This window comes from Kitasatospora sp. NPDC001159 (genome assembly GCF_053598235.1).
Window position 1 is genome coordinate 13,512 of record NZ_JBSFJV010000022.1, and the last position, 24,071, is coordinate 37,582.

The 24,071-nt window shown below is 70.1% G+C and carries 25 protein-coding genes and 1 pseudogene; 3 read left to right on the top strand and 23 right to left on the bottom strand.

What is annotated here, in order from left to right:
* Positions 1–24: 24 nt before the first annotated feature.
* From ACWC9T_RS14210 to ACWC9T_RS14290, 17 genes and pseudogenes are all read right to left on the bottom strand, one after another.
* Positions 25–1,242 carry an ABC transporter permease gene (locus ACWC9T_RS14210; protein WP_449821316.1) on the bottom strand — a complete coding sequence of 406 codons (1,218 nt, stop codon included), beginning with the start codon at positions 1,240–1,242 and terminating at the stop codon, positions 25–27.
* Complete coding sequence (locus ACWC9T_RS14215; RefSeq protein WP_449821317.1) at positions 1,239–2,120, bottom strand: ABC transporter ATP-binding protein; 882 nt, start codon at positions 2,118–2,120, stop codon at positions 1,239–1,241. The genes ACWC9T_RS14210 and ACWC9T_RS14215 overlap by 4 nt, the downstream gene beginning before the upstream one ends.
* On the bottom strand, positions 2,121–3,059 hold the full coding sequence (locus ACWC9T_RS14220) for a thiopeptide-type bacteriocin biosynthesis protein (RefSeq protein WP_449821318.1): 939 nt from the start codon (positions 3,057–3,059) through the stop codon (positions 2,121–2,123).
* Positions 3,056–5,494 (bottom strand): lantibiotic dehydratase, encoded by a 2,439-nt coding sequence (locus ACWC9T_RS14225; RefSeq protein WP_449821319.1) that lies wholly within the window; start codon positions 5,492–5,494, stop codon positions 3,056–3,058. The genes ACWC9T_RS14220 and ACWC9T_RS14225 overlap by 4 nt, the downstream gene beginning before the upstream one ends.
* Positions 5,491–6,615 carry a PqqD family peptide modification chaperone gene (locus tag ACWC9T_RS14230; protein WP_449821320.1) on the bottom strand — a complete coding sequence of 375 codons (1,125 nt, stop codon included), beginning with the start codon at positions 6,613–6,615 and terminating at the stop codon, positions 5,491–5,493. Before ACWC9T_RS14230 ends, ACWC9T_RS14225 begins: the two co-directional genes overlap by 4 nt.
* 167 nt (positions 6,616–6,782) lie before the next feature.
* Positions 6,783–6,950 carry a hypothetical protein gene (locus ACWC9T_RS14235; protein ID WP_449821321.1) on the bottom strand — a complete coding sequence of 56 codons (168 nt, stop codon included), beginning with the start codon at positions 6,948–6,950 and terminating at the stop codon, positions 6,783–6,785.
* 59 nt (positions 6,951–7,009) lie between these two features.
* Positions 7,010–7,177, bottom strand: a complete 168-nt coding sequence (locus tag ACWC9T_RS14240) for a thiocillin family RiPP (protein WP_360261953.1) — start codon at positions 7,175–7,177, stop codon at positions 7,010–7,012.
* 55 nt (positions 7,178–7,232) lie between these two features.
* Entirely contained in the window at positions 7,233–7,403 is a 171-nt protein-coding gene (locus ACWC9T_RS14245; protein WP_360427149.1) for a thiocillin family RiPP, read from the bottom strand.
* 46 nt (positions 7,404–7,449) lie between these two features.
* Positions 7,450–7,620, bottom strand: coding sequence for a thiocillin family RiPP (locus ACWC9T_RS14250; RefSeq protein WP_449821322.1), 171 nt, complete (start codon positions 7,618–7,620; stop codon positions 7,450–7,452).
* Between the two features lie 47 nt (positions 7,621–7,667).
* Positions 7,668–7,841 carry a thiocillin family RiPP gene (locus ACWC9T_RS14255; protein ID WP_449821323.1) on the bottom strand — a complete coding sequence of 58 codons (174 nt, stop codon included), beginning with the start codon at positions 7,839–7,841 and terminating at the stop codon, positions 7,668–7,670.
* Positions 7,842–7,884: 43 nt separating this feature from the next.
* Positions 7,885–8,601, bottom strand: coding sequence for a nitroreductase family protein (locus ACWC9T_RS14260; protein WP_449821324.1), 717 nt, complete (start codon positions 8,599–8,601; stop codon positions 7,885–7,887).
* The gene (locus ACWC9T_RS14265; protein ID WP_449821325.1) at positions 8,598–10,238 is read right to left on the bottom strand and encodes a hypothetical protein; all 1,641 of its coding nucleotides are present in this window, start codon (positions 10,236–10,238) and stop codon (positions 8,598–8,600) included. The genes ACWC9T_RS14260 and ACWC9T_RS14265 overlap by 4 nt, the downstream gene beginning before the upstream one ends.
* A 4-nt stretch (positions 10,239–10,242) precedes the next feature.
* Positions 10,243–10,905: a TOMM precursor leader peptide-binding protein gene (locus tag ACWC9T_RS14270; protein ID WP_449821326.1), complete on the bottom strand. Its 663-nt coding sequence runs from the start codon at positions 10,903–10,905 to the stop codon at positions 10,243–10,245.
* 36 nt (positions 10,906–10,941) lie between these two features.
* Complete coding sequence (locus ACWC9T_RS14275) at positions 10,942–12,303, bottom strand: YcaO-like family protein (protein ID WP_449821327.1); 1,362 nt, start codon at positions 12,301–12,303, stop codon at positions 10,942–10,944.
* A gap of 153 nt (positions 12,304–12,456) precedes the next feature.
* Complete coding sequence (locus tag ACWC9T_RS14280; protein ID WP_449821328.1) at positions 12,457–12,708, bottom strand: hypothetical protein; 252 nt, start codon at positions 12,706–12,708, stop codon at positions 12,457–12,459.
* Between the two features lie 505 nt (positions 12,709–13,213).
* Positions 13,214–13,417 carry a hypothetical protein gene (locus ACWC9T_RS14285; RefSeq protein WP_449821329.1) on the bottom strand — a complete coding sequence of 68 codons (204 nt, stop codon included), beginning with the start codon at positions 13,415–13,417 and terminating at the stop codon, positions 13,214–13,216.
* A 320-nt stretch (positions 13,418–13,737) separates the two neighbouring features.
* Positions 13,738–14,386 (bottom strand): annotated as a pseudogene (locus tag ACWC9T_RS14290) (response regulator).
* A 231-nt stretch (positions 14,387–14,617) separates the two neighbouring features.
* Here ACWC9T_RS14290 and ACWC9T_RS14295 point away from each other — a divergent pair.
* Positions 14,618–15,820, top strand: coding sequence for an RICIN domain-containing protein (locus ACWC9T_RS14295; RefSeq protein WP_449821330.1), 1,203 nt, complete (start codon positions 14,618–14,620; stop codon positions 15,818–15,820).
* Positions 15,821–15,869: 49 nt separating this feature from the next.
* Here ACWC9T_RS14295 and ACWC9T_RS14300 read toward each other — a convergent pair whose 3' ends face one another.
* A complete protein-coding gene (locus ACWC9T_RS14300; protein WP_449821331.1) occupies positions 15,870–16,184 on the bottom strand; it encodes a hypothetical protein in 315 nt (104 codons plus the stop codon).
* 61 nt (positions 16,185–16,245) lie between these two features.
* On the opposite strand from ACWC9T_RS14300, the gene ACWC9T_RS14305 reads away from it, so the two are divergent.
* On the top strand, positions 16,246–16,644 hold the full coding sequence (locus tag ACWC9T_RS14305) for a hypothetical protein (RefSeq protein WP_449821332.1): 399 nt from the start codon (positions 16,246–16,248) through the stop codon (positions 16,642–16,644).
* Here the strand turns inward: ACWC9T_RS14305 and ACWC9T_RS14310 are convergent.
* On the bottom strand, positions 16,615–17,799 hold the full coding sequence (locus ACWC9T_RS14310; protein WP_449821333.1) for a nitric oxide synthase oxygenase: 1,185 nt from the start codon (positions 17,797–17,799) through the stop codon (positions 16,615–16,617). The genes ACWC9T_RS14305 and ACWC9T_RS14310 overlap by 30 nt on opposite strands.
* A gap of 888 nt (positions 17,800–18,687) precedes the next feature.
* Here ACWC9T_RS14310 and ACWC9T_RS14315 point away from each other — a divergent pair.
* A complete protein-coding gene (locus ACWC9T_RS14315) occupies positions 18,688–19,140 on the top strand; it encodes a hypothetical protein (protein WP_449821334.1) in 453 nt (150 codons plus the stop codon).
* Between the two features lie 236 nt (positions 19,141–19,376).
* Here the strand turns inward: ACWC9T_RS14315 and ACWC9T_RS14320 are convergent, their stop codons facing one another.
* From ACWC9T_RS14320 to ACWC9T_RS14335, 4 genes are all read right to left on the bottom strand, one after another.
* Positions 19,377–19,643, bottom strand: a complete 267-nt coding sequence (locus ACWC9T_RS14320; RefSeq protein ID WP_449821335.1) for a transposase domain-containing protein — start codon at positions 19,641–19,643, stop codon at positions 19,377–19,379.
* A gap of 432 nt (positions 19,644–20,075) precedes the next feature.
* Positions 20,076–20,303, bottom strand: coding sequence for a hypothetical protein (locus tag ACWC9T_RS14325; protein ID WP_449821336.1), 228 nt, complete (start codon positions 20,301–20,303; stop codon positions 20,076–20,078).
* Between the two features lie 243 nt (positions 20,304–20,546).
* Complete coding sequence (locus ACWC9T_RS14330) at positions 20,547–21,665, bottom strand: hypothetical protein (protein ID WP_449821337.1); 1,119 nt, start codon at positions 21,663–21,665, stop codon at positions 20,547–20,549.
* Positions 21,666–22,621: 956 nt separating this feature from the next.
* Positions 22,622–23,332, bottom strand: a complete 711-nt coding sequence (locus ACWC9T_RS14335; RefSeq protein ID WP_449821338.1) for a nucleotidyltransferase domain-containing protein — start codon at positions 23,330–23,332, stop codon at positions 22,622–22,624.
* Positions 23,333–24,071 lie beyond the last annotated feature (739 nt).

A 24,071-nucleotide genomic window follows, 5' to 3' on the forward strand; every position in this document is an offset into this window, starting at 1 on the left:
ACGGAGGCGGACCGAACGCGCGGGCTACGCGCCCGTCGGCCGGGCCTCGGCGCGGTCCGCGCGCAACGAGGCGAGCAGCGAGCGCCGGCTGCCGGTGTGCAGCACCGACGAGCGGTAGGCACGCGCGGCGATCCGGACGGTGAGCGCCGCGAACAGCGCGGCGATCACCAGGGAGGTCGCGATCTCCCACCAGGCAGCAGTGCCCGCGAAGATCCGCGCCGGCATGGTGACGGTGGAGGCGATGGGGACGTAGGAGGCGACGGTCACGACGGCTCCCTTACCCACGATCGAGACCATGTACGTGGCCATGATGATCATCTGAAGGGGCGCCGTGGCGGATTGCACGTCCTGCGTACGGGAGGCCAGCGCGCCCAGCCCCGCGAACAGGCAGCAGACCGTGCCGAAGCCGAGGACGTAGAAGACGAGGAACCAGCCGCTGGAGGCGGCGATCGAGCCGAGATGAGGCACGCCGCCGACCGCAAGCGCCGTGACCACACCCGAGGCGGTGAACGCGGCCATCTGAACGATGCCGAGTACGAAGTTGCCGACGACCTTGCCGATGAGCAGGGAACGGGTCGGGATCGCGGCGAGCAGCACCTCGACGACCCGCGATTCCTTCTCCTCCACCACGCTGTTGGCCGTCGTGGTGCCGAAGAGCTGACAGGACATGAAGAAGAGGAGCCCGAAGACGAAGGTCACGCCGTACTGGTAGCCGGCCTGGTCGGAAGTGGTGTCCAGTTCGACGGGCGTCAGCTCCGCGCCGCGCATGACGTCCGGCAGCGAGACGCCGAGCGTCTGGGTGTTCTGCTGCATGGTCTGGGCCGCGACCGCCTGGGCGAGGTAGCCCTGAAGTTCCGCCGCGGGCTTGCCCTTTGCCTCCAGCTTCCAGGCAGGCCCGCCGGCCGTGTTGTCCTGGAACAGGAAGGCGTCGGCGTCCCCGTTCTTGACCGCCTGCTCGGCAGTTGCCCGGTCGGCCAGGTTCCGGGCCTCGATCTTGGCCTCCGACGTGGCCTGGGCGGCCGCGGACACGGCCTGTGCGGCTGCCGGAGAGGTGACGGCCACCTGGTAGTTCGTGGTGCGGCCGGAGAAGACGTGCAGGGCGATCACCCCGCCGACGATCAGGACGACCATCGCCACGGTCGATATCCACAGTGCCTTGCTCCGGGTACGGACTCGGATCTCGCGCTGTGCCACACGAAGCCAGACCGGCGAGGTCCGCTCCCTCTGCTGGGCCCCGGTCATCGGGTTACCTCCTTGTAGATCTCCGACAGCGGCACCGGCGCCTCGCCGAAGTGGGACACCGGACCGCGCGACAGCGCCGTGCGCAGCACCGTATCCGCCGCTCCTGCGTCGACCGGCGTGAACCGGGCACAATCGCCGTCCGCCGACAGGACCTTGATCCCGGTGATGTCGCGGATCCAGGTGTCGAGGGCCGGAGCGTCGATGCGGATCACGGAGTCGTGCCGCGCCCGGAGGTCGGCGGCGGTTCCGCCGGCCACGATCCGGCCGCCGGACAGGATGACCAGCTCGTCGCAGAGCTTCTCCACCAGGTCGAGCTGGTGGCTGGAGAACAGCACCGGGACGCCGTCGTCGCTGCACGAGCGGATCAGGCCGCCCAGGGCTTCGACAGCCTCCGGGTCCAGGCCGGAGAACGGTTCGTCGAGGACCAGGAGTTCGGGCCGGTGCATCAGGGCGACCGCGATCTGGGCACGCTGCTGGTTGCCCAGCGAGAGGTCCTCCAGTTTGTCCGCGGCCCGCTCGGCGAGGCCGAGGATGTCGAGGATCTCGTTCGCCCGCGCGGTGGCCTGACGCTGTGTCATGCCGTGCAGGGAGCCGAAGTACACGAGTTGCTCACGCACGGGCTGGCGCGGGTACAGCCCGCGCTCCTCCGGTATGTACCCGAAGTTCCGGCGCTGCTCGGTCGTGAGGGGCGAGCCTTGCCAGCTGATCTCTCCCGCGTCCGCCGCGAGCAGGCCCATGATGATGCGCATCGTGGTCGTCTTGCCCGCGCCGTTCGAGCCGACGAAGCCCGTCAGCTTCCCGGGTGCCAGGGCCATCGACACGTCGTGGAGGACCTGACGGTCACCGAAGGCCTTCCTGACCTGGTGAAGTTCCAGCACTTACGACTCCTCGGAGGGGAACGCGGAGGGATTCCGGACGGACTTCGCGGCGCCGGGTTCCGGCGCCGGCCCGGCCAGCAGGGAAACCAGGGCTTCCTCCATGGGTGCGATCCCGAGCCGGTTGAGCGTCAGGTGCAGGTGGTGGAAAGCCAGGTACAGCGGTTTCTGATGCGCCCCCCGCTTCTCGATACCGATCAGCATATCGGCGCACAACCGGTTGACCATATCGATCAAATGTCCCGCTTCAACCAGCCGTTCGGACTTCTCCAGCACTGCGGGACGCACCTGTTCGTGGGCTGTCCGCAGGTTGGCATCGCGGGCGGCGCCGTCGGCGGGTGCCGCGTGCTTCAGACCGGACCACCAGGTGTAGTGGGTCCGCAGGAAGCTGTCGCGCTCTGCTTCGGCCAGGCCGAGACGGTCGAGGAACTGCATCGCAACCTGGCGGCCGACCGCGAGCCGGTGTTCGACGGTGCCGTCCGAGGCCACGAGCAACTGCAGTGCCGTCGAGCTGGACGCCTGAAAGACGCGCTCCGCGACCTCCAGGTACTGACGGCTGCCCCACTTCGCATACTCCGGCTCGTAGAGGTCGAACCGGACGTCGATCCGCGACCGGGCCTCGCCGGTCGGGAGGACGGGCAGGACAGGCAGCGGTGCGCGCCCGGGCCTGCCGGTCAGGCGGCTCAACTGCTCCATCAGCGCGGACCGTTGCAGTACGAGCGCGTCGGCCTGGCCGAGGCCGACGTGGAACCGGAGGCGGACATGCGGGCCCGAGCCGTCCAGGTAACGCAGGTAGAACCAGCGCGTGGCGGAGGGCGCGACCTGCTCGACGAGCGGCGCCACCACCTCGATCAGGGTCGCGTCCAGCAGGTCGAGGCGGCCGGGGTAGAGCTTGAGGTACAGCCAGGTGCGGCGGTCCGGCACAGCGGTCGTGGCGGTCATCGGTGATCTCCGGAGGGACGGTCCCAGGCCAGGAAGCTGACGTGTTCGCACATCCGAGGGCCGTCCGACCCGGCGACCCAGGCCTCTTCACGGCTGGGCAGCGCCTCCTCGAAGCGCAGCGTGTGCGCCCCCGCGATCAGTGGGAGAGCGGTGGCGACGGAGTGGGGTGAGGCGAGGTCGAGCCACATGGGCTTGCGCCGGTTGGCGTCGAGCGGGTCGTCGCCCAGGGCGAGGAAGAACACCTCGCGGGGCAGCTTCCGGTCACGGCGCCAGCGGTCCAGCCTCATCAGGTGGTCGGCTGTGGACTCGCCTCGCTCGGGCGCCGGGAAGGCGGATGCGGGGAGGACCCAGCGTGCCCGTCGCAGCACCACGCGGCCCGCTGTCGCCCGCGGCGTGGCCACGGCCTCGGTCCCGCTGGCGGCCAGTGCCTGAGCGCGCAGGAACGGGTGGTTGTCCCCGGTGAGCGGCGAGCGGTCGATCCAGGGGTCCATGACGGCCAGCGCCAGCCGGGCGGCTCCGGTGGCGATGTGGGCCGGCACGATGCCGGTGTACACGGGCGCGACCGGGCGCCCGGTGGAGTCCTCGAACTCCAGGGTGTCGGTCGCGGCGTCGTGCCGCAGAGCGAGCCGGTCGAAGCCGAGTGAGTCGGCGCTGCGGTGCTGCCGCTCGGCCGGCCAGTGGATCTGCGGCAGGTAGCCGGCCCCGGCGTGCTGGAGGTTGTTGACCTGGCTCGCGAACGTGAGGGTGCGGACCTCGCAGCCGGGGAAGAGCGAGCTCAGCCAGCCGAGCTGGGCGTCCGCGACCGCCTGTTCGCCGAGCAGGCTCCCGAATCGGGTGACCAGGCCACCGAGCGCACTGCCGTATTGGTTGACCACCATGCGGTAGTCGCCGCGGTGGGCCGCTTCGGCGTCGTTCGCCGCGAGCTGGTAGAGCACTGCGGTGGACGGCGGGGCCGAGGTGCGCCCGACCGGGAGGTGGGCGCGCCCGTCGAGCTCGGTGGCGGCGACCGTCATGTCGCTGATCCGCGCCCGGTGGAAGGCGGCCTTGAACGTGCTGTCGGCGTGCAGCTGCATGAAGAACCCGGCGGCGTCCTCGCAGCGCCCGCCGGCTCCGTACCGGGAGCGGAAGGCGTCCAGGACGGCGTCGTAGACGTGCGAGCGGACCACGTAGGGGCGCAGGGTGCCCGCGACGGTCCGAAGGTCGGTCTCGACCGTGTCGGGCAGCGGGCCGACCACGTCGGGACCGGCGCCGTCCTCGTGGACGAGCTGCGCGGTCCAGCGCGGTGCTCCGCACCGGTCGGCGAGCTCGTCGGCCCGGGTGCGGATCCCGGCCAGCAGGTGTCGGCGGTCGGCGGGCCCGGCCGCCGCGACGGCACGGACCTCTCCGTCGAGCACGGTCATGCGACCGGCGAGCTCGAAGGCGTCCGCGGCCGTGCTGTCGAGCAGCGCGTTCGCCAGGTCGAGCAGGGGGCTCGGGCTGCCCGCCTCCCAGGGGACGACCGGGACGAGCAGCCCGGTGCGCACGTACCGGACCAGCCGGCCCGGGGCGAGGGCGGCGGAGGACGCGTGCACCTCGTCGAGTTCCTTCTGGTAGAGGCCCGCGTCGGCGATCCGCTCGGTCGACCAGAGGAAGCCTCCGTTGTCGGTGAGCGAGGTGAGCACCACGGAGGCACGGCCGTCCGCGGACGGGACCGGGTGGGCGGGGGCGTAGGTGAACGCGTCGGCGAACCGCGGGGTGGCGGCGAGTTCGGTGAACAGGCTGTGGACGAAGCCGACCGGCATCGTCGTCTCGGTGCGCCCGGTCCGCTCCGTCCCGGGCAGCGGGTGCAGCGCGACCGTGGTCAGCCGGCCCAGTGGGCTCGGCTTCAGTGCCGTACGGACCAGGTAGCTCAGCAGAGTCCGGGACGTGCGGGCGCCCGGCTCCAGCTCCGTGTCGGCGACCTTCTCCGGCAGATGCGCGGCAACCAGCGGGAGGGACAGGCCAAGTGGCCCCGAACCGAGGTGGGTGCGCAGGGTGGCGGCGGTACGGGCCGAACAGGCCGCGACCGCGTCCTGGAGCTCCCCCAGCCGGCGGGTGACCGTCTCCTGGGCCCCGCGCCAGCGCTCGGTGACGGCTGCGGGAACGCCTGCTTCGCCGAGGAAGGCCAGGTCCTCGGCGCTCAGTCCGCCGCCGCGGTGCGCGATCCTCCTGGTCTTCAGAAGCCTGCGCCGGGCGCTCTGGTCCGCCTCGGGCACCAGCGGGAAGATCGCGTCGCCGAGCGCAGACCCGGCCGCCGCCAGCTCCGCCTCGGCTTCGGCGTGGCGGTCGAGCTGTTCCCGGATCGGCTCGCTGAGCGTGAGGGTCGTAGCGGGGAGTCCGGCGACCCGGTCGAGGCGGAACGCCGCGTGCAGGACCGGTGCGGAGTCGGTTCGGAGCTTCGTACTGGGGTCGGTCACGACATCAGCCCAATGGCGAGAGAGAGCAGGTTGAAGAGGATCAGGCCGGCGGCGAGCAGGGTGTACAGCAGGCTGATGGCGAAGTAGCAGACGTAGCCGGCCCGTGCCCGGCCGGAGATCGACCGCAGGTAGAGCGGGAGCGGCTTGCGGGTGAGCCGGTGCAGGACGTAGGTCAGGGCCCGGCCCCGCATGTTGATCGCGCCGAGGGCCGCCTCGACGGCGTGGTAACCATCGCTGGGGAACAGCGGGTTGACGTTCGCGGTCACCGCCATCAGCTGGAAGCCCACCAGGATGCGGAAGAAGAGGGCAGTGTCGCCGGACGTGTTCAGCGCCGCGAGGGACCAGGCACCAGCGAAGGCCAGGTCGCAGATCGGTCCGACCAGGGAGATCAGCACCCGCCCGAACCGGCCCTCGTGCCGGTAGCTGTCGGTGCGGTCCACGTAGGCCATCGGGAACAGGTAGAGCATCAGTCCGACCCCGGCGTTCCTCGGCCGGATCCGGTTGTAGGTCATGGCGACCGCGTGGCAGAACTCGTGCACGACGATCTCGCCCAGCATCACCGCGACGGCGGTCACCACCATCCACGCCGTGGGCCGGGTGCTGCCGGACGACGAGGTGAGGGCGAGCACCACCAGCGGGATCGCGATCACCGGCACGGCCAGCAGCAGCGTGGCCAGCGGCCGGACGGGCAGGCGGCGCAGCACGCCCGCGACCGGGTCGGCGTACCGGCTCGGGTCGCGTACCAGGGGGAAGCGCTTGACCAGGTCGAGCCGCCCGTACCGGATGGCCCGTTCGGTGCCGGTGGCCGGCAAGGGGTCGAGGTTGAGCACCGAGGCACGGCGCAGGTCGGCGAGGAAGTCGGGCACGGTCGCCCGGATCTGCTCGCGCTGCTCGGGGTAGCGCTCGGTGAGCGAGGCCATGAGCTCCGCTCCCGTCATGCCCTCGCCCAGGTGGCGCAGCATGGCCAGGCCGCTGGGCGAGATGTTCAGGTACCGGCCGGCTGGGGAGACCAGCATGGTCCGGCCGCCGGCGCCGGTGATGATTTCGACACCGTCGCGCATGCGCAGCCGCTCAGTGTCGAGCCACGGCTCCGGTGCCACGGTCTCGGGGCTGGATGGCACGGTTGTCCTCGCTTTCGGTGTCTGTATCACGTCCGGATCGGTACTGGTCCGCTCCGGTCAGGTCTCTGGGAGACTGCGGAGACGGGGAGTCGCGTCGATTGGAGCGACGCGACTCCCCTACCTGGTCACGTTCCGGCGCGAGCGCCGGTGGTCACCAGGGGCCGGTCTCAGGAAGAGGCGGTCGAGAAGCTGCTGCCGCTCGACGCGCAGCTGCCGACGAACGAGCCGGCGCAGGCCAGCGAGCCCGCGGTGGACAGCGACATGTTGGTGGCGTCGTCGAGCTCCTCGACGAAGGCCTCCAGCTCCAGGTCGTCGCCCAGCTGGATGTTCTCCATGAGATTCCCTCCTTCTTCTGTACGTGTGGTGGGTGATCCGGTGCGGGTGGCCGCGCGGATCAGCTGAAGGTGCTGCCGGTGCTGGCGGTCGAGGCGCAGCTGCCGACCGTACTGCCGAAGCTGCCCACGCTGCCGAAGGAACCGAGGGCCGCCGTCTCCGGCAGGTCCTCGACCAGCAGCTCGTCGGTCAGGAAGAGCTGCAGGTCGTCCTCGTTGAGGTGCTGCATGGTTGTCACCTCCTTTCGCGAAGTTCGATCCGTCGGGGACAAGACGCCGCAGTCCTCAGCTGTTGTACGAGGAGACGGTGGCGGCGGAGCTGAAGGTCCCGGTCACGGAGCCGGCGGAGGAAACGGTCCCGGCGCTGCTCCAGCCCGCGGCGCCGGTCTCCGGCAGGTCCTCGACGGAGGCCTCGGCGGCTGCGAACAGGTCGACCTCAAGGTCGGTGTTCTGCATGTGTGTCACCTCCTTTCGCAGTTCGAAGGGGGCACCAGGGCTCCTGTCACCAGGGGCTGGTGCTGGAGGCCGTCGACGCGGAGCCGAGGCAACCGGTCACGGAGCCTGCGGACGAGAGGGTGCCGAGGGTGCCCCAGGCTGCGGCGCTGTCGGCGAGGATCTCGACCGAGGCGTCGTCGGCCGCGAACAGGTCGAGTTCGAGCTCGGTGTTCTGCATGTATGTCACCTCCTCTCCATGCGGATTCGACGTGGGCTCGTCGGCGGTTAGCCGAACGAGCTGGCGGAGCCGAAGCTGCTCGCGCAGCCGGTGGCGGTGCCGACGGTGCTGGCCGACGCGATCGTCGAGTAGGCGGCGGCGGAGTCCTGGAGCTCCTCCAGGAACAGGCCGGACGCGCCGTCCTCGGCCATGATCAGGTCAAGGTCGTTCAGCTGGTCCATGTGATGTCACCCCCTTTCGTCGGATCGAAGCGGTGCGGGGCGGTCAGCCGTTGGCCGATCCCCCGCCGAACTCGCCGGACGCGTCGAAGGCGTGGCCAACGGCCAGGGCCAGCAACTGCGTCCGTCGAAACCCGTCGATGCCCACCAGTCGCTTCAGCGCGGACGGCAGGAAGCCCGCGAAGATGCTTCCGGACAGACCCTCGTCGACCGCAGTGAGCCAGGCGGCTTCGCAGGCCGCGCCACTGCGCTCCAGAAGGCGCCGGTGGCCGTGGGAGCCGGCCGATTCGAGCGCGTCCTCCAGCGAGCCGGTGGCCAGCAGGATGGCCGGCGCCAGCGCGAACTCCGGCTGGAGCACCAGGGAGCCCAGTTCCTCGGCGCCGGAGATGTCGGCGAGCGGCTCGAAACCGTCGGAGCCGTAGCGGTGGATGGCTGGGCTCAGCCCGGTCACCGTGCGCGCCGCCACCAGGAACTCCAGCGGTCGCGCGGCCCGTTCGACGGGCCAGAGCGCGGCGTCGGCTCCTTGGCCGGCCTCGATCATCCTCCGGAGCAGTTCGGCGTCCACCGGCCGGTCCGCGAAGAAGCGGTTCGCCCGGCGGCGCTGCAGAGTTGGGAGCAGCCCGCCGTCGGCCAGGGCGTCGACTCCGGTCTCGCCGTGCCACCGCCATGGCACTTCGAGCTCCATCGCGGCCCGGTAATGCGCCACGGACTGCTGCTCGGTGTCCTGGCGGAGCTCGGCCATCAGATCCAGCAGGTCGCTCATCGTGCCCCCTCCCCGGGGTGGGATCCGGCAGCGGTGCCGAGTCGCACCACGGCCGTCACGCATTCGAATTCACGCTCCAGGCCCAGGGCGGTCGTCAGCGCGGCGTCGTCCCAGGCCGGTTCGTTGATCATCGGCAGGCCGAAGCGTCGGCTCGCGAGCAACAGGTGACTCAGCGCCACACCCGTGTCCAGATGGATCACCCGGTAGGCGAAGGTCCGGTACTTGCGGGCGACGCGTACCAGCGCCCCGGTGACGACCAGCAGCACCGGCTCAGCCATGTCGGCGTACTCGGGCGGCAGTTCGGCCACCCGGGCCAGGCGGTGGCCGATCGCCTGGAACGCGTAGCCGCCGGGCCGGAGCCCTGGGACGTCGCGGACCAGGAGGTAGGCCGTCGGGGAGCCGAGGTTTCCGCCGGTCGGGGCGAACCGCAGCAGCTTCTGCCGGCGGTCCTGCGGCTGCTGCTTGAGCCCGAAGGCCGCCCCGAGCAGCGTGCCCAGCAGCCCGACGGTGAGCGGCTGCGCACCGCCGTCCAGCAGGGCCAGATCCGGGTCGCCCAGGTCGACCGTCTCGGCGTCCGGGTACTCCTTGGCGTCGTACTGGAGCGCGAGGTTCGAGGGCTCGAAGTGGACCTGGTGGTCCCTCGGGTTCACCAGCCGGCGCGGCGGGAACGCCACCGAGTGCTCATAGGCGTAGGCGGGCGGCGGGTCCTGCAACGTGACCGCAGGGTCGCCGCAGAGGTCGCAGCCGGGGCGCGGCGCAAGCGTTCGGGTCTCCGACTGTCCGGCGCGCAGGTCGATGCGGGTGCGGCCGTGCAGCGAGGCCGGCTTGCCGACCCGGGCGACGAGCCCCAGCACCTCCACTGCGGTCAGCGCCGCCGCTGCGGCCGACATGGCCGAAGTAATCAGCTCCCCCGAGGTGGGCGGCACCTGGGCAAGGTGGCACTCCGGGCAGGCGCCGTGGTCGTTCGCGCTGTACGGGCCGATGAAGAACCCGTCGCCGTCCGGCCCCGTGAGCAGCACGGGCACCTCTCGGCGGCGCAGAGCGCGGTAGAGCGTACGGGCGTCGGCCAGGTTGCCGGCGTCGATGTGGAGCACGGCGAGCACCGGGGTCTCGTCCGCCGGGGAGCCCGGGGCGTCGAGGTGGACGGTGCGCATGCCCATCGCGTTCAGCCGCTCGGCCAGCAGGTCCCCGAACGGGCCGGTGGCCCAGAGCGCGACCGGCGCGCCGAGAAGGCGGTCCTGGGCCTCGTCGGCGTTGGCGTTCACCCGGGTGCTGTCGAGCAGCCGGGCCAGCAGGACCGACTGCGGATCCGAGTGTCGCGGCACCCCGCCCTGGAGCAGGCCGCAGGAGTACAGGAGCAGCAGGACGGCGCGCACCTGCGCGGCCGGCCGGCCGAGCGCGGTGGAGAGCTCGTCGAGCGTGCGGGTGCCGTCGAGCAGCGGCAGCAGGTCCGGGAGGATCTGCCGAGCGGAGCGGCCGCTGAGGGTGCGCCGGGTACCCGTGCCTTCGACGATCAGGCCGTCCTCCGACCAGTGCAGGACCACGCCCGGCACCACCGACGGGTGCGGGGGCAGGCGGAACTGCGGATCGTTGGCCGTGGCGTACGCCAGGTCCACTGCGGACAACTGGGCGGTCATGGATTCACCCCCTCCTCATGATGAGTGCCGGTTCGGTCGCGGTCGTCGCGCCGAGGTCCCGCAGGTCGTCGGCGAGCCGGCGCCAGGTGGCGTCCGGCTCCGGCCGGTCGCACCGTTCGCAGCCATGCACGGGCACCACCGTCAGGGTGGACACCGTGGCGGACAGCAGGTCGAAGCTTCGGACCCGGCCGCGCTCGGTCTGGTCCTCGCCGCCGAGCAGAGCGTCGGCGGCCAGGCCGGCCGTGGTCTCGGCCAGGACGGCATGGGCTTCCAGGAAGCCGTCCGGTCCCAGCGCCGGATCGGCGTCGTAGGCGCGCAGCAGCCGGCGGTCCAGTTCACGGAGTTGCTGGTGCTGGTACTGGCGGGCCAGGAAGCACCGGTAGCAGGGCCCTCGTCCTCCGAGGACCGCGGGGCCGACGCGCAGGGCGCTGACGCCCATCGTCACCGGCAGCCAGGGCGTACCGGTGGCGAAGGCCAGCCGGTCCACCAGGTCGAAGAGGGCCGGGGTCTCCCGCCAGGCGGCGACCACCCGCAGCCGGGCCCGGGGCCACCGGCCCGGCTGGAACAGGTCCGTCTCCGGCGAGACGACGGCCTGGCGCCGGCTCGCCAGCCGGTCCCCGACCGCGCGGCCGAAGGCACCGACCGCCAGCACATGCAGATCGAACATTCGTTGCTCCTACCGCTTCAAAGCGCTCTGCCGTCCCTACGCGAAGGGCTGGGGCCAGGGGTTGATGTCCGTCTCCGAGTGAACGGGGTAGCCCATCGCGCGCGGGCCGTCGTAGAGCCGCGGGTGGGCGAGGTACCGCGCTCGGTACGAGAAGGAGAGCGGCATCAGCTGCGGGATGATCACGCGCACGACCCGGAAGCCCACCTCCCGCGCCTCCGTGGTGGTCATCTCCACCGCGAACACGTCCATCCCGTGTTCCTTCAGCCGTTCCAGGACCAGCCGCAGGTCCTCCCGGGCGTCGCCGGTGGACGGCCGGGGCAGGGCGGAGAACGACCGCACCCCGTTGTCCGGCGCGCGCAGGAAGTCGTAAGCCGCAGTGCGTTCGGCCGCGCCCATGTAGGTCGCGCCGTGGAAGACGCTGTGGAAGTCGTCGACGCTGGCGGGCGCCGGCTCAGCGGTGCCCAGCGCGATCCGGGACGACGCCGTCTCCCGCAGCATCTTGATCGCCGCCCGGTCCGGGTCGAAGTCGGTCGCACACATGACCACGTGGCGCACCCGCTCGCTCCGCGGGTCCTCGTCGAGGCTGTACAGCGTCGGTATGCCGAGTTCGGAGGTGGCGTCGAAGAAGGTCGTCCGGATCCCCTTGCGCTCCACCTCGCGCAGCGAGCGCGCCAGTTCGTCCGACATGGTGTCGAACTCGATCCGGGGCAGCGGTAGCTTCTGCAGCCAGGTGAGGGCAATCGCGTCGCGCTCGATGACCTCGCAGATGCCGTTCAGGAGGGCACGGTGCAGGTCCGTGTGCGTCGCACAGCCCGTAGAGATGGGCAGGGTGAACCGCTCGGTCGGCGTGAGAGCCGGGATATGCAGCCACACCGCCACGGCCGGCACCATCACCGGGCGGCCCTCGGTCAGCGACCAGGCCGTGGTCCAGCGGATCGACTCGTCGCGCTCCGGTGCCGCGACCGGGCATGCGGGGTGGGCCAGTTCGTCCTTGCTCGCCTGCGGGAACAGGCCGAGATCGGCCGCCCGGTCACCGAGGTCGTCGGCGGTGGCCCACACCAGGTCTTTCGGCAGGACGCAGCTGGAGTAGCGTTCGAGCGCCTCGGCGATGGAGATGGCTCGTGCCAGCTGTGGATCGGTGCCGCCGCCCCCGCCGCCGAGTTCGACGCCCGAGGCACGGCTGCTGGTCGACCGGATGTTGGGCTGGACGTGCTCCAGCTCCCCCATCGTCGAGTTGTAGACGGTCAAGCCCGACGACTCCTGCGATATCCGGGCCACCCGCCCGATCAGCCCGCCGCCGTGCGACACCAGCGCGTCGAGCCTGCGCAGCCCCTCGGGCAGGGCCTCCGGAGCCTCCCCGGCCCCGTCGAGCTGCTCGGCGCCGCTCACGTCCCCCATGTAGCGAACCTTTCCGAAAATACTCTGAATTCGTAAGTCCGGACTCCCGGACAGGAATTCGACATGACGCGGAAATGCTTCCGGCATACGGGAAGCGGGATTCGGCACCATGACGAACAGGATGAGAAATACGTTCTCGCGCGACGTTGCCCGTCAGTCCCAGGCGTGCGTTTCGAGCGGAGACCAGTGCAGCGGCAGCGGGCCGTCGGCACCGGTCTGGGCGCCCTGTCGCAGAACGGCCACACCACCGGCCGGGGCGGCACCCGTACCGGTCCTGGCCTGCGCCGCCTCGTTGCTGCCGGCGGCCAGAAGCGTGAAGACGGCGGCAGTGCCCAGGAACAGGGCCCCGGTCGTCCGGGCAGAGTCACCCCGGCCGCGCCGCGCGCAGAATACCGTGCTCTTCATCTTTTCCCCCGTGTTACTGCTGTGTTGCTCAACGGCTTGAAATATGCCACCTCCGGCGACCGCCCGGGGAAGGGTTCGAGTGCAGCATGCTGCAGCCGGCGGGTGCACCAAGCTGCAGCCCGCCGAGGCTTGACCTCTGGCGCCGGCGCGAGGCTCGCCTGCCGCAGGTTCTGTGGCAGGGGGTGGCCGGGGGCCTGCTCAAAGCCTTCGCCGCCGACCACCGGGCGCGGCCGTCTCGACGGCCTGCGCGATGCCGATGCTGGCGACCGCGGCGGACGGTCCCGAGGAGATGACGAGCACCCGGACGCCGCTGCGGACGAGGCTGACCGGTAGCAGGTGTCCTTGGACTCGCCCTACTGGACGCATCAGCCGCGCGGATCCGGTCACCCGCCGCCCCGTGTGGATCGTGTGCGCGGCGCTCAGCGCACTGTCCCCGGGGCGACGCCGTCGTTGAGCCTCCTTCACGGGCGGCCGCCGCTCGGCCTGCTCGGTGCCCGGCGGGGGGTCACGGGGTGCCGAGGGCGGCCTCCTCGCGGTCGAGGTCCTGCTGGAGGCGGCGGGTGGTGTCGCTGATGCGGTGATCGTCGTCCAGACAACACGCGAAGCCGTCGACGCCATCGCCCGACTCCTCGACAGCGCCGAACTCGCCCTCCACACGACCCAACGTGCGGACCGGCCAGGGAATCTGATCGCCCAGGTCCGCGACCACCTCGCCGAGCGTCAACACAGGGCCTGACGCGAACGCCCAGGTCAGGCACCCATTCCGCTGTGAACGGTGCGACCACCGTGCGACCACCACGTGACGAAACGCCAGAAAGGCCGCTCCCGCCAGAAGCGGAAACGGCCTACGACCTGCAAAACGGGCTCTCCTGCTTGATGTGTGGGTAATGCTGTGGCGGGTTGGCGTCCTGGGAGGGTGGGGCGGGGGCCTGCGAGGGTGAGCATGACCAGGGCGATGACGGCGTCGGCGGAGTGGAAGCCGAAGCCGCGCCGGTCACGGGTCGGCAGCGCCCACCGCTCACCGGTCGGTCAGCCCGCCGACAGCAGCCCGAGTTGTATCGCCCGGGTGACGGCAGCCGTGCGGTCGGAGACCCCGAGCGTGCCAAAGCTCCTGAGCAGGTGGGTCTTCACAGTGCTCTCCGATGAACAGGAGGCGACCGATCTCAGAATTGGTGCATCCCTGCGAGACGAGCTTCAGCACCTCCAGTTCCCGCTGGGACAGCTGCGGTCGGTCCGGCTCGCCCCCGCGCAGCCGGGACACGAGCGCCGCCGCCACGGTGGGCGCGAGCACCGTCTCACCGCGCGCGGCGGCCCGGACGGACTCGGCCAGATCGGCGCTGGAGGCGTCCTTGAGGAGGTAGCCGGCGGCGCCGGCCTCCACGGCGCGCAGGATGTCGCGGTCGGTCTCGTAGGTGGTGAGGACGACGACGCGGGTGGCGCCGGAATGAGCGGCGAGGATCTGCCGGGTGGCGTCCACGCCGTCCCCGCCGGGCATCCTGAGGTCCATCAGTACGATGTCGGGTTTCAGGCGCGCGCACAGTGCCACGCCCTCGGGGCCGGACGACGCGGCGCCGACGACCTCCAGGCCGGGCTGGATGTCGAGCATGCCGCGCAGTCCCTCCCGCACCACGGGGTGGTCGTCGACGAGCAGGATCCGGATCGCCGACCACCCCACCATCCGCAAAGCCTCCTTCTCGGCCTCGGAAAGCTGCCCTGACAGCAGCCAAGGTGCGAGCCGCCCGCCGGAGCCCGCGGGTCGCGGTTGCCCGTTCGGGCAGAAGATCACCGCGCTCCGTCAAGGAGCCGTCAGGGACCCTGGGTGGGAGCTGTGAGCGGCCCTAGCATCCAAAGAACCGTCTCTTCTCCGCAGACGAACGTCATCACGCCGAATGATCGGGGCACTTTCAGCATGCGCGCTTCCTCCCGCCGGACGAACACATCCACCCAACGCGTCGTCGCCGGCACCCTGCTGTCGGCCCTGGCCGTGACGGGCCTGATGGCGGTGCCCCAGCAGGCTTCGGCGGCGACCGACTGCCCGGGCATGGAGCCGGGGGTCGGCGGGCCCGCCAACATCGGCAACGGCAATTGCTACAGCGCGTTGATCAACTCCATCGGTGTCGTGATCGGGGGCTTCCGTAGTGCGGCGCTCACCGCGCAGGCCGACAATGCCGCGTTCACCCAGCGGATGGCGAGCCAACTGAGCGCTGCGGCACCGGGCTTCAACGTCATGGTGTTCAAGTACGACGGGACCGATCTTTACGACACGATCTGGTTCCGCAACACCTATGAGGCGGACATGAGCGGGGTGCTGGTCGACACCACCGTCAAGTTGAAGCACCACGATTCGGAGGGCGGCCCGGCTGGTTACGACGACTTCCGAATCTGGGTCTTCGCGGGTGACTCGACGTTCACCAACAAGGGTGATGGCGGATACGGGAACTGGGCCTTCGTCGGCAACGACTCCGACCGGACCGTGTCCACGACCAGGTCCTGCGTGCTGATCCGCTGCGTCGACAGCAAGCGGATCATCCACTTCCCCGCCCGCGACGTCTCGGTCCCGGGCGTCCCCAAGAGCGGCGGCACCCCCATCGGCGGCACGCCCGCCACGCCCGGCACCCCGGTGACGGTCCCGGGTGTCCCCAAGAGCGGCGGCACCCCCATCGGCGGCACGCCCGCTACCCCTGGCGTTCCCATGCACCAGGGCGGCGGTAGCGGTGGTGGCGGCAGCATCCCGGTCGGTCTGCTCTACCCCAGGGTGAAGACCGGCCAGGCCCCGGTTGTCACCGGGGTCGCCTCGGGTCCGTCGATCGTTGCCGGCAACAGCGGTGCCAAGAACTCCGGTTGGCGGTTCACCTCGGTGGGCAACGGTCGCTACGAGATCACCAGTGCCGTGTCCGGCCTGGCGCTGACCGAGAACACCGAGAGCTACCTCGCCGAGGCCAAGCCGTGGACCGGCGCCGACGCGCAGAAGTGGCAGCTCGTCAGTCAGGGCAACGGCCAGTACCAGATCCGGACCACCGACCAGGACTGCCTGACCTACGACGAGGACGCCAAGGCCCTGGGCGTCTGGACCTGCAACAACGCCTGGAACCAGCAGTGGAAGCTCCAGTAGGAGCCAGCTCACCCCGACCCGGTGCCCGCCCGGGTCGGAACCCCGCCGGTCAGCTCCGCAGGATCTTGCCCGGCGCGTTGCAGGTACTTTGACTTGGGGTGAGTAGGGTCGGGGACTGGCGCTGTTCACGGATCTGCACCAACCGCCGGGCCTTGCCGAGACGGTCCGCGGCAGGTGTCTGGCCGAGCTGGACCGCCCGCAGCTCCTGGCGCTGAGCGCGCAGAAGGCGTTCGCCGGCGTCCTGGAGCAGGACGGCGAGGTGTTCAGCTGGGCCCGTCTGATCGACCTGCACCCGCCGGCCCCGCTGGCCGACGCGGGCACCCTGCGCTTCGAGGACGGCGTGCTGATCGAGCACGGCCTGCACGAGGGCTACCTGGAACACCGGGGAACCCGCCGACCGAGCGGCGGGTTCCCCGGCGGGCGCGGTGCTGGAGGATCCGGCGGAGGCCTGTGCGGGTCAACTCGTCGGGGTGGGCTCCTGGTTCGGCTATGCCCGGGACCGGGCTGCCCCGCTCCGAGCACTCGGGCTGTCATCGGCATCGCTCGCCGAGCGGGTACTCGGCTGCGCCGGCCGTGCCGCGGCCGCCGCGCTACTGGACTGCGAGGTGTCGCTCGGCAGGATCCGCGGCGGCCGCTGGGAGATCGTCCGCTCCACCCTGCCGCACCGTGTCGGCGCCGGACTGGGGCCCGAATCGACCCGCTCCGGACACGCGCTGCGTATTCTCGACGCGGATCCGCACGGCAGGGCCCGCTCGCGCGAGTGGCGCCTCGCGCGGGTCGAGGGCCCGCCGCGGCTACTGGTCGACGACCGCTCCCGGAGCTGAGCTGCCGACTGCCCACGGCACCTGGTGCGGGGAGAAGTTGGGCAGTGCCCTGGTCGGCTCGTAGCGACGCTGCCAGACCGGGGTGGTCGAGCCGCTGGTGGCCGGCACGATGGCGGACCAGTCGGCGGGGCAGCGGCGGCCGTGCTTGAGCTCGCGCTCCTCGTGCCGCACGAACTGCTTGGTGGCGAAGTGGTGGTCGATGATGGACACCCCTGCCTGGTCGTAGGAGTGCAGCACGGCCGCGGTGAGCTCCAGCAGTGCGCGGTCCCGCCAGAGCGTGCGGTCGCGGCTGGTGTCGAGCCCCATGCCGCGGGCGACCTCGGGGAGCTTGTCGTAGCGGTTGCTGTCGGACAGGTTACGGGCACCGATCTCGGTGCAGGTGTACCAGGCGCTGAACGGGGCCAGCGTGTAGCGCAGGCCACCCAGTTCCAGGACCTGGTTGGAGATCGTCGGAAACGCGTGCCAGCGCAGGCCGAGGTCCTCGAACCACGGGAAGTCGGGGTGGCCGATCCGCACCTCGGGCACCGCGTCCGGCGGCAGCTCGAACCACCTCGGCTCACACCCGGGCCGCTGGACGACCAGCGGCAGCACGTCGTACTCGGTACCCTGCCCGCGCCATCCCATCCGCAGCACGGCCTCGGTGAACTCGACCGTCTCGGGGTCGCCCAGCACCGACCCGTCGTGCCGTCGGTAGCCGGCGTAGCGAATGAGCTGGTCGTTCCACACCCTGGGCCCTGGCATGCCGGGCTCGGCCGGGGTGAACGCGGTCAGCAGCAGGCGGATCTTCCCACCGTTCCAGGCCAGTCGGAGGTGCTCGACCAGCATCTCGAACAGGGCGTTCTCATCGCCGCCGCCGACGCCGATGTCGCGGCAGTCCCGGACTTCCAGTCCCTTCCAGTAGAACTTGCCGATGCACTGTGGGTTGTTGCGCCAGGCGATCCGGGTGCCCACCAGCAGCTCCTGCTCGCTCTGCCGGTAGGTGCCCGTAACGGCAAGCTCCTGTGCGATCTCCCCGACCCGACGTTCCGCGGCCTCGGCCGACAGGACTCCCTCTGCGTCGAGCTGTCGCACCAGGTCGGCTGCCTCGGCGGCCACCGGACCGATGGGCTGGACGGGTGGCACGGACGGTGCTTCACGCAGGTGCGAGGTCTTCACGATGAGCCCCTTGTCAACGGCGAGAGGTAGGAACCCAGTTCACACGTACGAAACATCTGACCGTGCTCGGACACTACGTGAGAAGGACGACGGAACCGCACCTCCCTGAACCCGATTTGACGAAATCCATGCGTCGGCCACCGCCGCCCCGGTAGGTCACATCGACGCGCCGTGGGCGAAGGACGCCACCGACAAGTCCCTGGCCACCTGCTACCGATCAACACCGCAACGCTGGAGCCTGCACCCGACCGGCCCTGTCCCGGGCCCGGACGGCCCAGGACGGTGCGGGAGGGAGCCGGGCCGCTCCCCCACGTCCCTGATCCGCCGTCGCACGCTGGACAGGTCGATCTCCGGCAGGCCCTTTCGCCAGTGCAAAGACCGCCCTGACCAGCGCGGTGACGATCTCCGAGAGCGCCTACCCGGCGATCACCCCGGCCGCAGCAATGGCCGCGACGCGTGGACGTGCGGTTCCACGCCGGCGTCGTCCGCACCTGGTGCACGGCACAGGTCGACGCACCGATCCAGTGGGAGTCCTACCAACATGCCGTCTAACCTCGTTGGACGAGGTTCTCGGCAAGCGCAGAGCCGGACCCCCACCTCCAAAACACCACCCGTCGGAGGTCGCGGCAGCCCCACTCAACATCCCGCAGAGGCGAGGGCAAGAACGCGTTAAGGCCCGGAGTCCGTGCGTACGGAATCCGTCAAGATAGTCGGCAACGGAAACCAGGTGGACTGGAACGGCCGTCAATCTCATGGAGATCACTGATCGATCATCAGGGAACTCCGGCGGAATCCTGTCGGCTGGGGCGCGGCATCGTCGCAGGACGACGCCCTGCAGGCGCACCGCCCGCGACCGTGTCCGACCGGCCATCACATGGGGGAACGTTCATGGCACAGCTGCTCATCGAAGAGAACTTCCAGCACCTCGACGGCCAGGACGTGGAGTCACTGATCGAGGCCCTCGCGGAGCTCGGCCTCAGCGCGGAGCCCACCCAGCCCCGCACGGGGACCCGAAGCGACGACTGGGCGCTCGTCCTGCACTGGCTCAGGGACGACATCGGGCAGATCACCGAGGATGCCGTGGCGGCAGCGCTCGTCAAGGCCGTGACAGAGGTACTGGGGCAGGTGCACCCTGTCGGGCCCGGCGGAACCAGCGTGCGGAACCGCACACTGCCGGTCCGCATCGATATCCGCGGGCGCGCGGGGGAGCTGATCAAGTCCGTCGCGATGCCGGGTGCGGAGGCGAAGCCGGCGGCTGCGCCGTGGTGGCACGGGCGGCACACAGCGGCCGCCGAGGAAGCACCGCGCCTGGTCCATTCGATTCCCGCGGCTGAGATGTAAAGGCAGTCAACGAAGGAGCAGGATGAACACGGCGACCGCTTCACGAGCGCGGAGCCGGGGCGATTGTCAGCCGATGGTGAGAGTGCGGTCGCCGAAGTCGGCGACCATGCGGAGCTGGCCGCTGACAGCTTCGACGTTGTAGGTGCCAAGAACCACGCGCGTCCCAGGGCACCAGACCCAGGCTCCGCCCCCATGCTCCCGGGCGGTCGGCCTCGGCGAGCGGACCGCGGAGCCCCTCAAACAGCATCCGCAGAGGCCCGGCCGACACGACGCCGGGCTTGCCGCAGCGCGGACTCCGACGGATCGCAGGCCGGTGTCCTGGGCCCCGCAACCGGCGAGGCCCAGATACCGCAGCAGCTGTCGGCCTCGAACAGCGACAACGCGAGGACGAAGTAGACCGTGACCCGTGCGGGAAGCCTGCGGACCCGCTTCTGCACCCGGCGGGTGGCAGCGAGCGTCCCGTCGACGAGGTCGGCCGGTGCTCGCTCCCGCCAGCCCGGCACAGCCCCAGCAAACAGCAGGCCGCGCGCCCTCGGCTACCGCCCGCAGGTCGACTTCACCGGGGCCTTGGCCGCCGCTGCCGACCGGTACCGGGAGCACCGGGGCTGGTGGCTGCCGCTGGTCGACCGGGCGCCGACCGGCCGCCGAGCCCGGCCCGTGGCTGCGTGCCCTGGACCGTTCCCCCCGAACGCGGCCGGCGCCGCTGCCCGGTCCCCGGGGTTGGGCGGCGCCGCGCGGGCCTCGCGTGGGCGGCCTACGGCTTACGGCGCGGAGTCGGGGACGTCCGGGCTCTTGTCGTAGGCCTTCATCGGGCTCATCCCGACCCTGTTGACCACCACGGTGTCCTGGGTGGAGACCTGGGCGCACTTGCTGCTGTCGTCGGCGGTCTGAGCACTCGGACATCCGCGAGGACGATGTGAGCCGGGCCAACTCCGTCAGCGGGCTGCCCATGTACGGCGATCGCTGAAGTTGCCGACACCCCATGGCCGACAGCGGCTGACACCCAGCAGGCCGACCTGACCGCCATTGGCGTCGGTCACGGTCACACGCCAGCGGTGCACATCGTGTGCGGCCGGATCCAGCAGCCGATGGGCATGCTGGAACTCCAGCACGAGTCCGGCCGGATCCGCTTGTTCTGACGGCCTGCCATGCTGCTCCGCCACCGTACCAACCCTTCGACTGTCAAGTGCCGCTGCCCGCGTCGGAGCATACGGCTTGCACCTAACCCTGCCGCCACCATCGCGGGTTTGTTCACTCAACGTGGGTACCGAGACCACTGACAACTACTCGGGGACCCAGGCAGCCCTACAGCGCGCCACCCCTCATCGGGCGGACCTCCTGGCAGCGCGCTGCCGGATCTTCCGGCCTCGAAAGCGCGAAGTGATCGGGCACTAGGCCCACCCCTTCTAGCCGCCGCGACGGTGCCTCCCAGTCGCCCCTGAAGTGCGAGCGATGAACGCTGCCCGCCCTTCCCCTTCGCTCGACCTTCTGGCTTTGCCGTTCGCAGCTCGTTCGTCCTGCTCGGCAAGGCGCTTGGCACCGGCGATGAAGCACCGCAGATACAGGTCCGAGAGGCTGTCGATGTAGTACCGGTCTGCCATGACCGTCCCGGCCGGGTGGACGGTCTTGGCGCTCATCCACTCGACAAGCTCCGCTGCGGCGTGCCGCACGAGCCGGGGCTGGTCCAGCGGCAAGGCGCCCAGGAGGCCGGCCGACGCCCTCTCCCAGTTCTGCTCCTGCCTCTGACCGACCTCTGCGCGGAGGCTCTCAAGATCCGCCATCGTCGCGGCGAAGAGCCGGTCCAGCCGTTCCTCGCCCGACGTCTCGGTCTGCTCGGCCATCTGACCGGCATGACTGATGGCCAGGTACTCCCAGACGCCGATTACCGCGAGGCTCGATTCATCGGTGTCCAGTGCGAGAACGGCCTCAAGGTCCGCCATGAACTCCAGGTCGTCTTCAGGAAGTTCGGGCCGGTTCAGGTTGGTCAGGACTCCGATCAGGCGGTCGTCGAGCTCGCCGCGGGACGCCTTGGCCAGGTCGGGTCGTCGGCGCAGGTTGTGGCGCATCTGGCGGATGATCGGCCCACCATTGCGAACCTCCAGCTTCGCCTCCGCCTCTGCCATGTCGTAGTAGACGTCGTCTCCGCTGAACCCCTTCGGCACCTCGGCCATGGCCGTGGTGATGGCCTCCCGATCGCTCTGGCGGCGGGGGAAGTAGTTCTTGGCGAGTGCGCGTTTGAGTGCGAGCTCGGGGACCGGCGCCTTGTCGCTCATGAAGGCCAGCAAGGCCAGGAGGTCGACGCTACGGCCCGGGCCGGCGTGGCGCGCCAGGGAGCGCACGAGGTCCGGGGTTCCTGGCGGGTACATGGTCCTGGTTCCGGCTCGACCGAGGTACACCCTCTCGGGGCGGGGCAGCAGTCCTCTCCTGCGCCAGTGCTTGAGCTGATTGGCGCTGACGGGGTGTCCGTCGGCTGCGGCGAGGTCCATCAGTTCGCGGTCGGCGCCGCTCGGTGCGGTTCGAGGCATGTGGGAACGCTACAAAGCCGTCTCGCGCGCCTTTCCTGCCTGGCGTTAGGAGGTGGAACTTCCTCCCATGTCCAGAACCGCCGCCGGACGGCCGCTGAGTAATCGCGACAGGGGCTTCTCAGCTGCGGCTTCCGATGCTTGTTGGCGCGGCGTCAGGAGCGCGGCGGCTGGCGCGTGGCCAGATACCCACCGGAACGGCGTGGAATTCGCAGGAGGAATTGCCCGGGTAGCTGTCTCCGAGGGGCGCGTTCTGGCTATTCTGGCTCGGACAGGGCCAGCGGGCACCCACCTGCCAGGTCCCCGGAGACGCCGCATGCGGTGGTCCGTGTCCGGAGCTGGTCCCCATCTGGTCCCCAGCAAGATCGTTTAGAGGTCCTTGCAGGCCCCCGTTTCACTGACGGGGCGTCACGCAAAAGGCCGCTGACCTGGGATTTCTCCCGGCCAACGGCCTTTCCGACTCACGTCGGGACGACAGGATTTGAACCTGCGACCCCTTGACCCCCAGCGGTCGAAAGGGCGTCCGACTAGTGTTCATCAGTCCGAATCCCGCAGGTCAGGGCCCACCTCGTCCGCCACACATGACGCCTGATGACACCTCATGACACCCAGTCCGTGAGAGGCGCGTGAGAGGCGGCGATCGAGGGGGAGTTCGAGAGTGATTTGCCTCACACCCCTATGGTAGCGCTGATCAGCGTCCCCGGAGTGCCTCTTCCGCTCCCCGTCCTGGCGCGGCCAACATCCGACTCCGGCCAAATTATCCGCACATGCCACCATTCGGCAATGCATTGCCGGTCTGCCGATAATTTACCCAGACGTATCGGCAATAGAATGAGACCGCTTCGATGTGATCCACAGGGCGTGGAGAGGCCGAGTGCGCGTCGGCCGGATTACTTCCAACCATTCCTGGCCATCAGCGATCCGGTCTCGCAGGATGTCGAAGTATCGCCAACCCAGATCTACGAAACAGCGCACCTCCGCAGAGTTTCGCCCTGCGGACTGGCCATGCAGTTCAATTTCGTTGATGGCGAGGCCGCGGACAGTCTCCAAGTAGGCCAGCGATGCCGAGGCGGCGCGGCGCAAGGGGCTATCGTCGCTCCACCGCTGCTCGAGCCACCGCACAGCGGCTCGGCTGGCGGGTAGGGCGTCGTCCAGAGTGAGGGCAGTGATCTCGATGGCTCCGGCAGCGTGCAAGCCGAAGAGATCGATCCGCGCGGGCGGGGCAGCCAGCGCTCCAGGCCTTCGAAGACCGGCAGCATGTGGTCGCGCGGCGCCGAGCCAGCCTTCGGATCCGGCTTCATGGCGGCGAGGCGTCGCTCGGCCTCCGCGAGTGTGTCTCCTCGCCGCCAGAGCAGGGTCAGCTCAATGCCGTCCGCGACAAGATCGTCGCGCTGCTGGAACTGCAATGACAAGCCTCGGGTGCTCCCCACCAGCGCCTTCTTCATTGACGCGTACGGATCCCGTCCGGCGAGCATCGCACTGACCTGGTGACGCGCGAACGCCTCGTCCACCGCGTGCTGGACGGCCACATCGACATCGTGGGGGTCCAGAGCACCGCGGACATAGGACCCAAAAAGATAGACTTCCTCGACCAGGTCCAGTGGACGCTCTCCGCAGTCAAGCCGTGTCAGCATCGCCTGGACCAACTCGGTAGCGCGGTCCCGCTTCAAGTAAGGTCCTCCTCCGGTCGGACGCGGTACCCCACCAGGCAAGCAGACCCGCATCGCATTCCGCGCGGCCACCATCGAGGTTCATCCGCACGAGGCACTCCTGCGGGCAGTGCCCCTCCCTGCGGGATGAGCCATGCCACCTCCGGGGCGGGCGGCGTGCCACATGAGTGAATGTCATCTTTCACCGGCTCTGCCAGATGGCGTGCCTTCGTCGACGACGAGTCCGTGTGCGCCGCCGTCACCGAGGCCGTGAGGGGCGCTGGTTGAGCGGGTCCAGCGGGACGGCGAGACGCCAGCGGGCCCCGGGTTCTTGCTCTCGCGGGCTTCCGGGGAGCTACAGGTCTTGTCGAACCCCGTCTTCTCACAGGACGGAGCGGCAACCGTGACGTAGGCGATCGTTTGTCGGCCCCTGCCCGTGGGGCTGGCCCTGCGAACCTGACGCATCGACTAGAGTCTTGTGTGGCCCGATATGTGCAGGCTGTGCACGGTTTGCAGGCAGGCGGTGACAACGCGGGGTTGAAGCTGCAAGATTGGGGTACAGCCGGGCCACGGCCGCCGGCCTCATCGTGGGGCGGGTCGGCGCGAGCATGCCTGCCCGTCGGGCGGGTGCGTTTCGAGGTCCTGCTCAGGGGGTGAATTCACGCCCGACGTTGCGTGATTCCAGGAAAGTTCAGGCTCCTCCGAGCAGATGTGCGACTGGCCGCAGCGCGGATTGCTCAGACGCGAGGAGTGCTCACCT

Coding starts and splice junctions, on each gene's coding strand:
- ACWC9T_RS14210 (WP_449821316.1), bottom strand. CDS start 1,242: ATGACCGGGGCCCAGCAGAGGGAGCGGACCTCGCCGGTCTGGCTTCGT.
- ACWC9T_RS14220 (WP_449821318.1), bottom strand. CDS start 3,059: ATGACCGCCACGACCGCTGTGCCGGACCGCCGCACCTGGCTGTACCTC.
- ACWC9T_RS14235 (WP_449821321.1), bottom strand. CDS start 6,950: ATGGAGAACATCCAGCTGGGCGACGACCTGGAGCTGGAGGCCTTCGTC.
- ACWC9T_RS14240 (WP_360261953.1), bottom strand. CDS start 7,177: ATGCAGCACCTCAACGAGGACGACCTGCAGCTCTTCCTGACCGACGAG.
- ACWC9T_RS14245 (WP_360427149.1), bottom strand. CDS start 7,403: ATGCAGAACACCGACCTTGAGGTCGACCTGTTCGCAGCCGCCGAGGCC.
- ACWC9T_RS14250 (WP_449821322.1), bottom strand. CDS start 7,620: ATGCAGAACACCGAGCTCGAACTCGACCTGTTCGCGGCCGACGACGCC.
- ACWC9T_RS14255 (WP_449821323.1), bottom strand. CDS start 7,841: ATGGACCAGCTGAACGACCTTGACCTGATCATGGCCGAGGACGGCGCG.
- ACWC9T_RS14260 (WP_449821324.1), bottom strand. CDS start 8,601: ATGAGCGACCTGCTGGATCTGATGGCCGAGCTCCGCCAGGACACCGAG.
- ACWC9T_RS14265 (WP_449821325.1), bottom strand. CDS start 10,238: ATGACCGCCCAGTTGTCCGCAGTGGACCTGGCGTACGCCACGGCCAAC.
- ACWC9T_RS14270 (WP_449821326.1), bottom strand. CDS start 10,905: ATGTTCGATCTGCATGTGCTGGCGGTCGGTGCCTTCGGCCGCGCGGTC.
- ACWC9T_RS14275 (WP_449821327.1), bottom strand. CDS start 12,303: ATGGGGGACGTGAGCGGCGCCGAGCAGCTCGACGGGGCCGGGGAGGCT.
- ACWC9T_RS14280 (WP_449821328.1), bottom strand. CDS start 12,708: ATGAAGAGCACGGTATTCTGCGCGCGGCGCGGCCGGGGTGACTCTGCC.
- ACWC9T_RS14295 (WP_449821330.1), top strand. CDS start 14,618: ATGCGCGCTTCCTCCCGCCGGACGAACACATCCACCCAACGCGTCGTC.
- ACWC9T_RS14315 (WP_449821334.1), top strand. CDS start 18,688: ATGGCACAGCTGCTCATCGAAGAGAACTTCCAGCACCTCGACGGCCAG.
- ACWC9T_RS14330 (WP_449821337.1), bottom strand. CDS start 21,665: ATGCCTCGAACCGCACCGAGCGGCGCCGACCGCGAACTGATGGACCTC.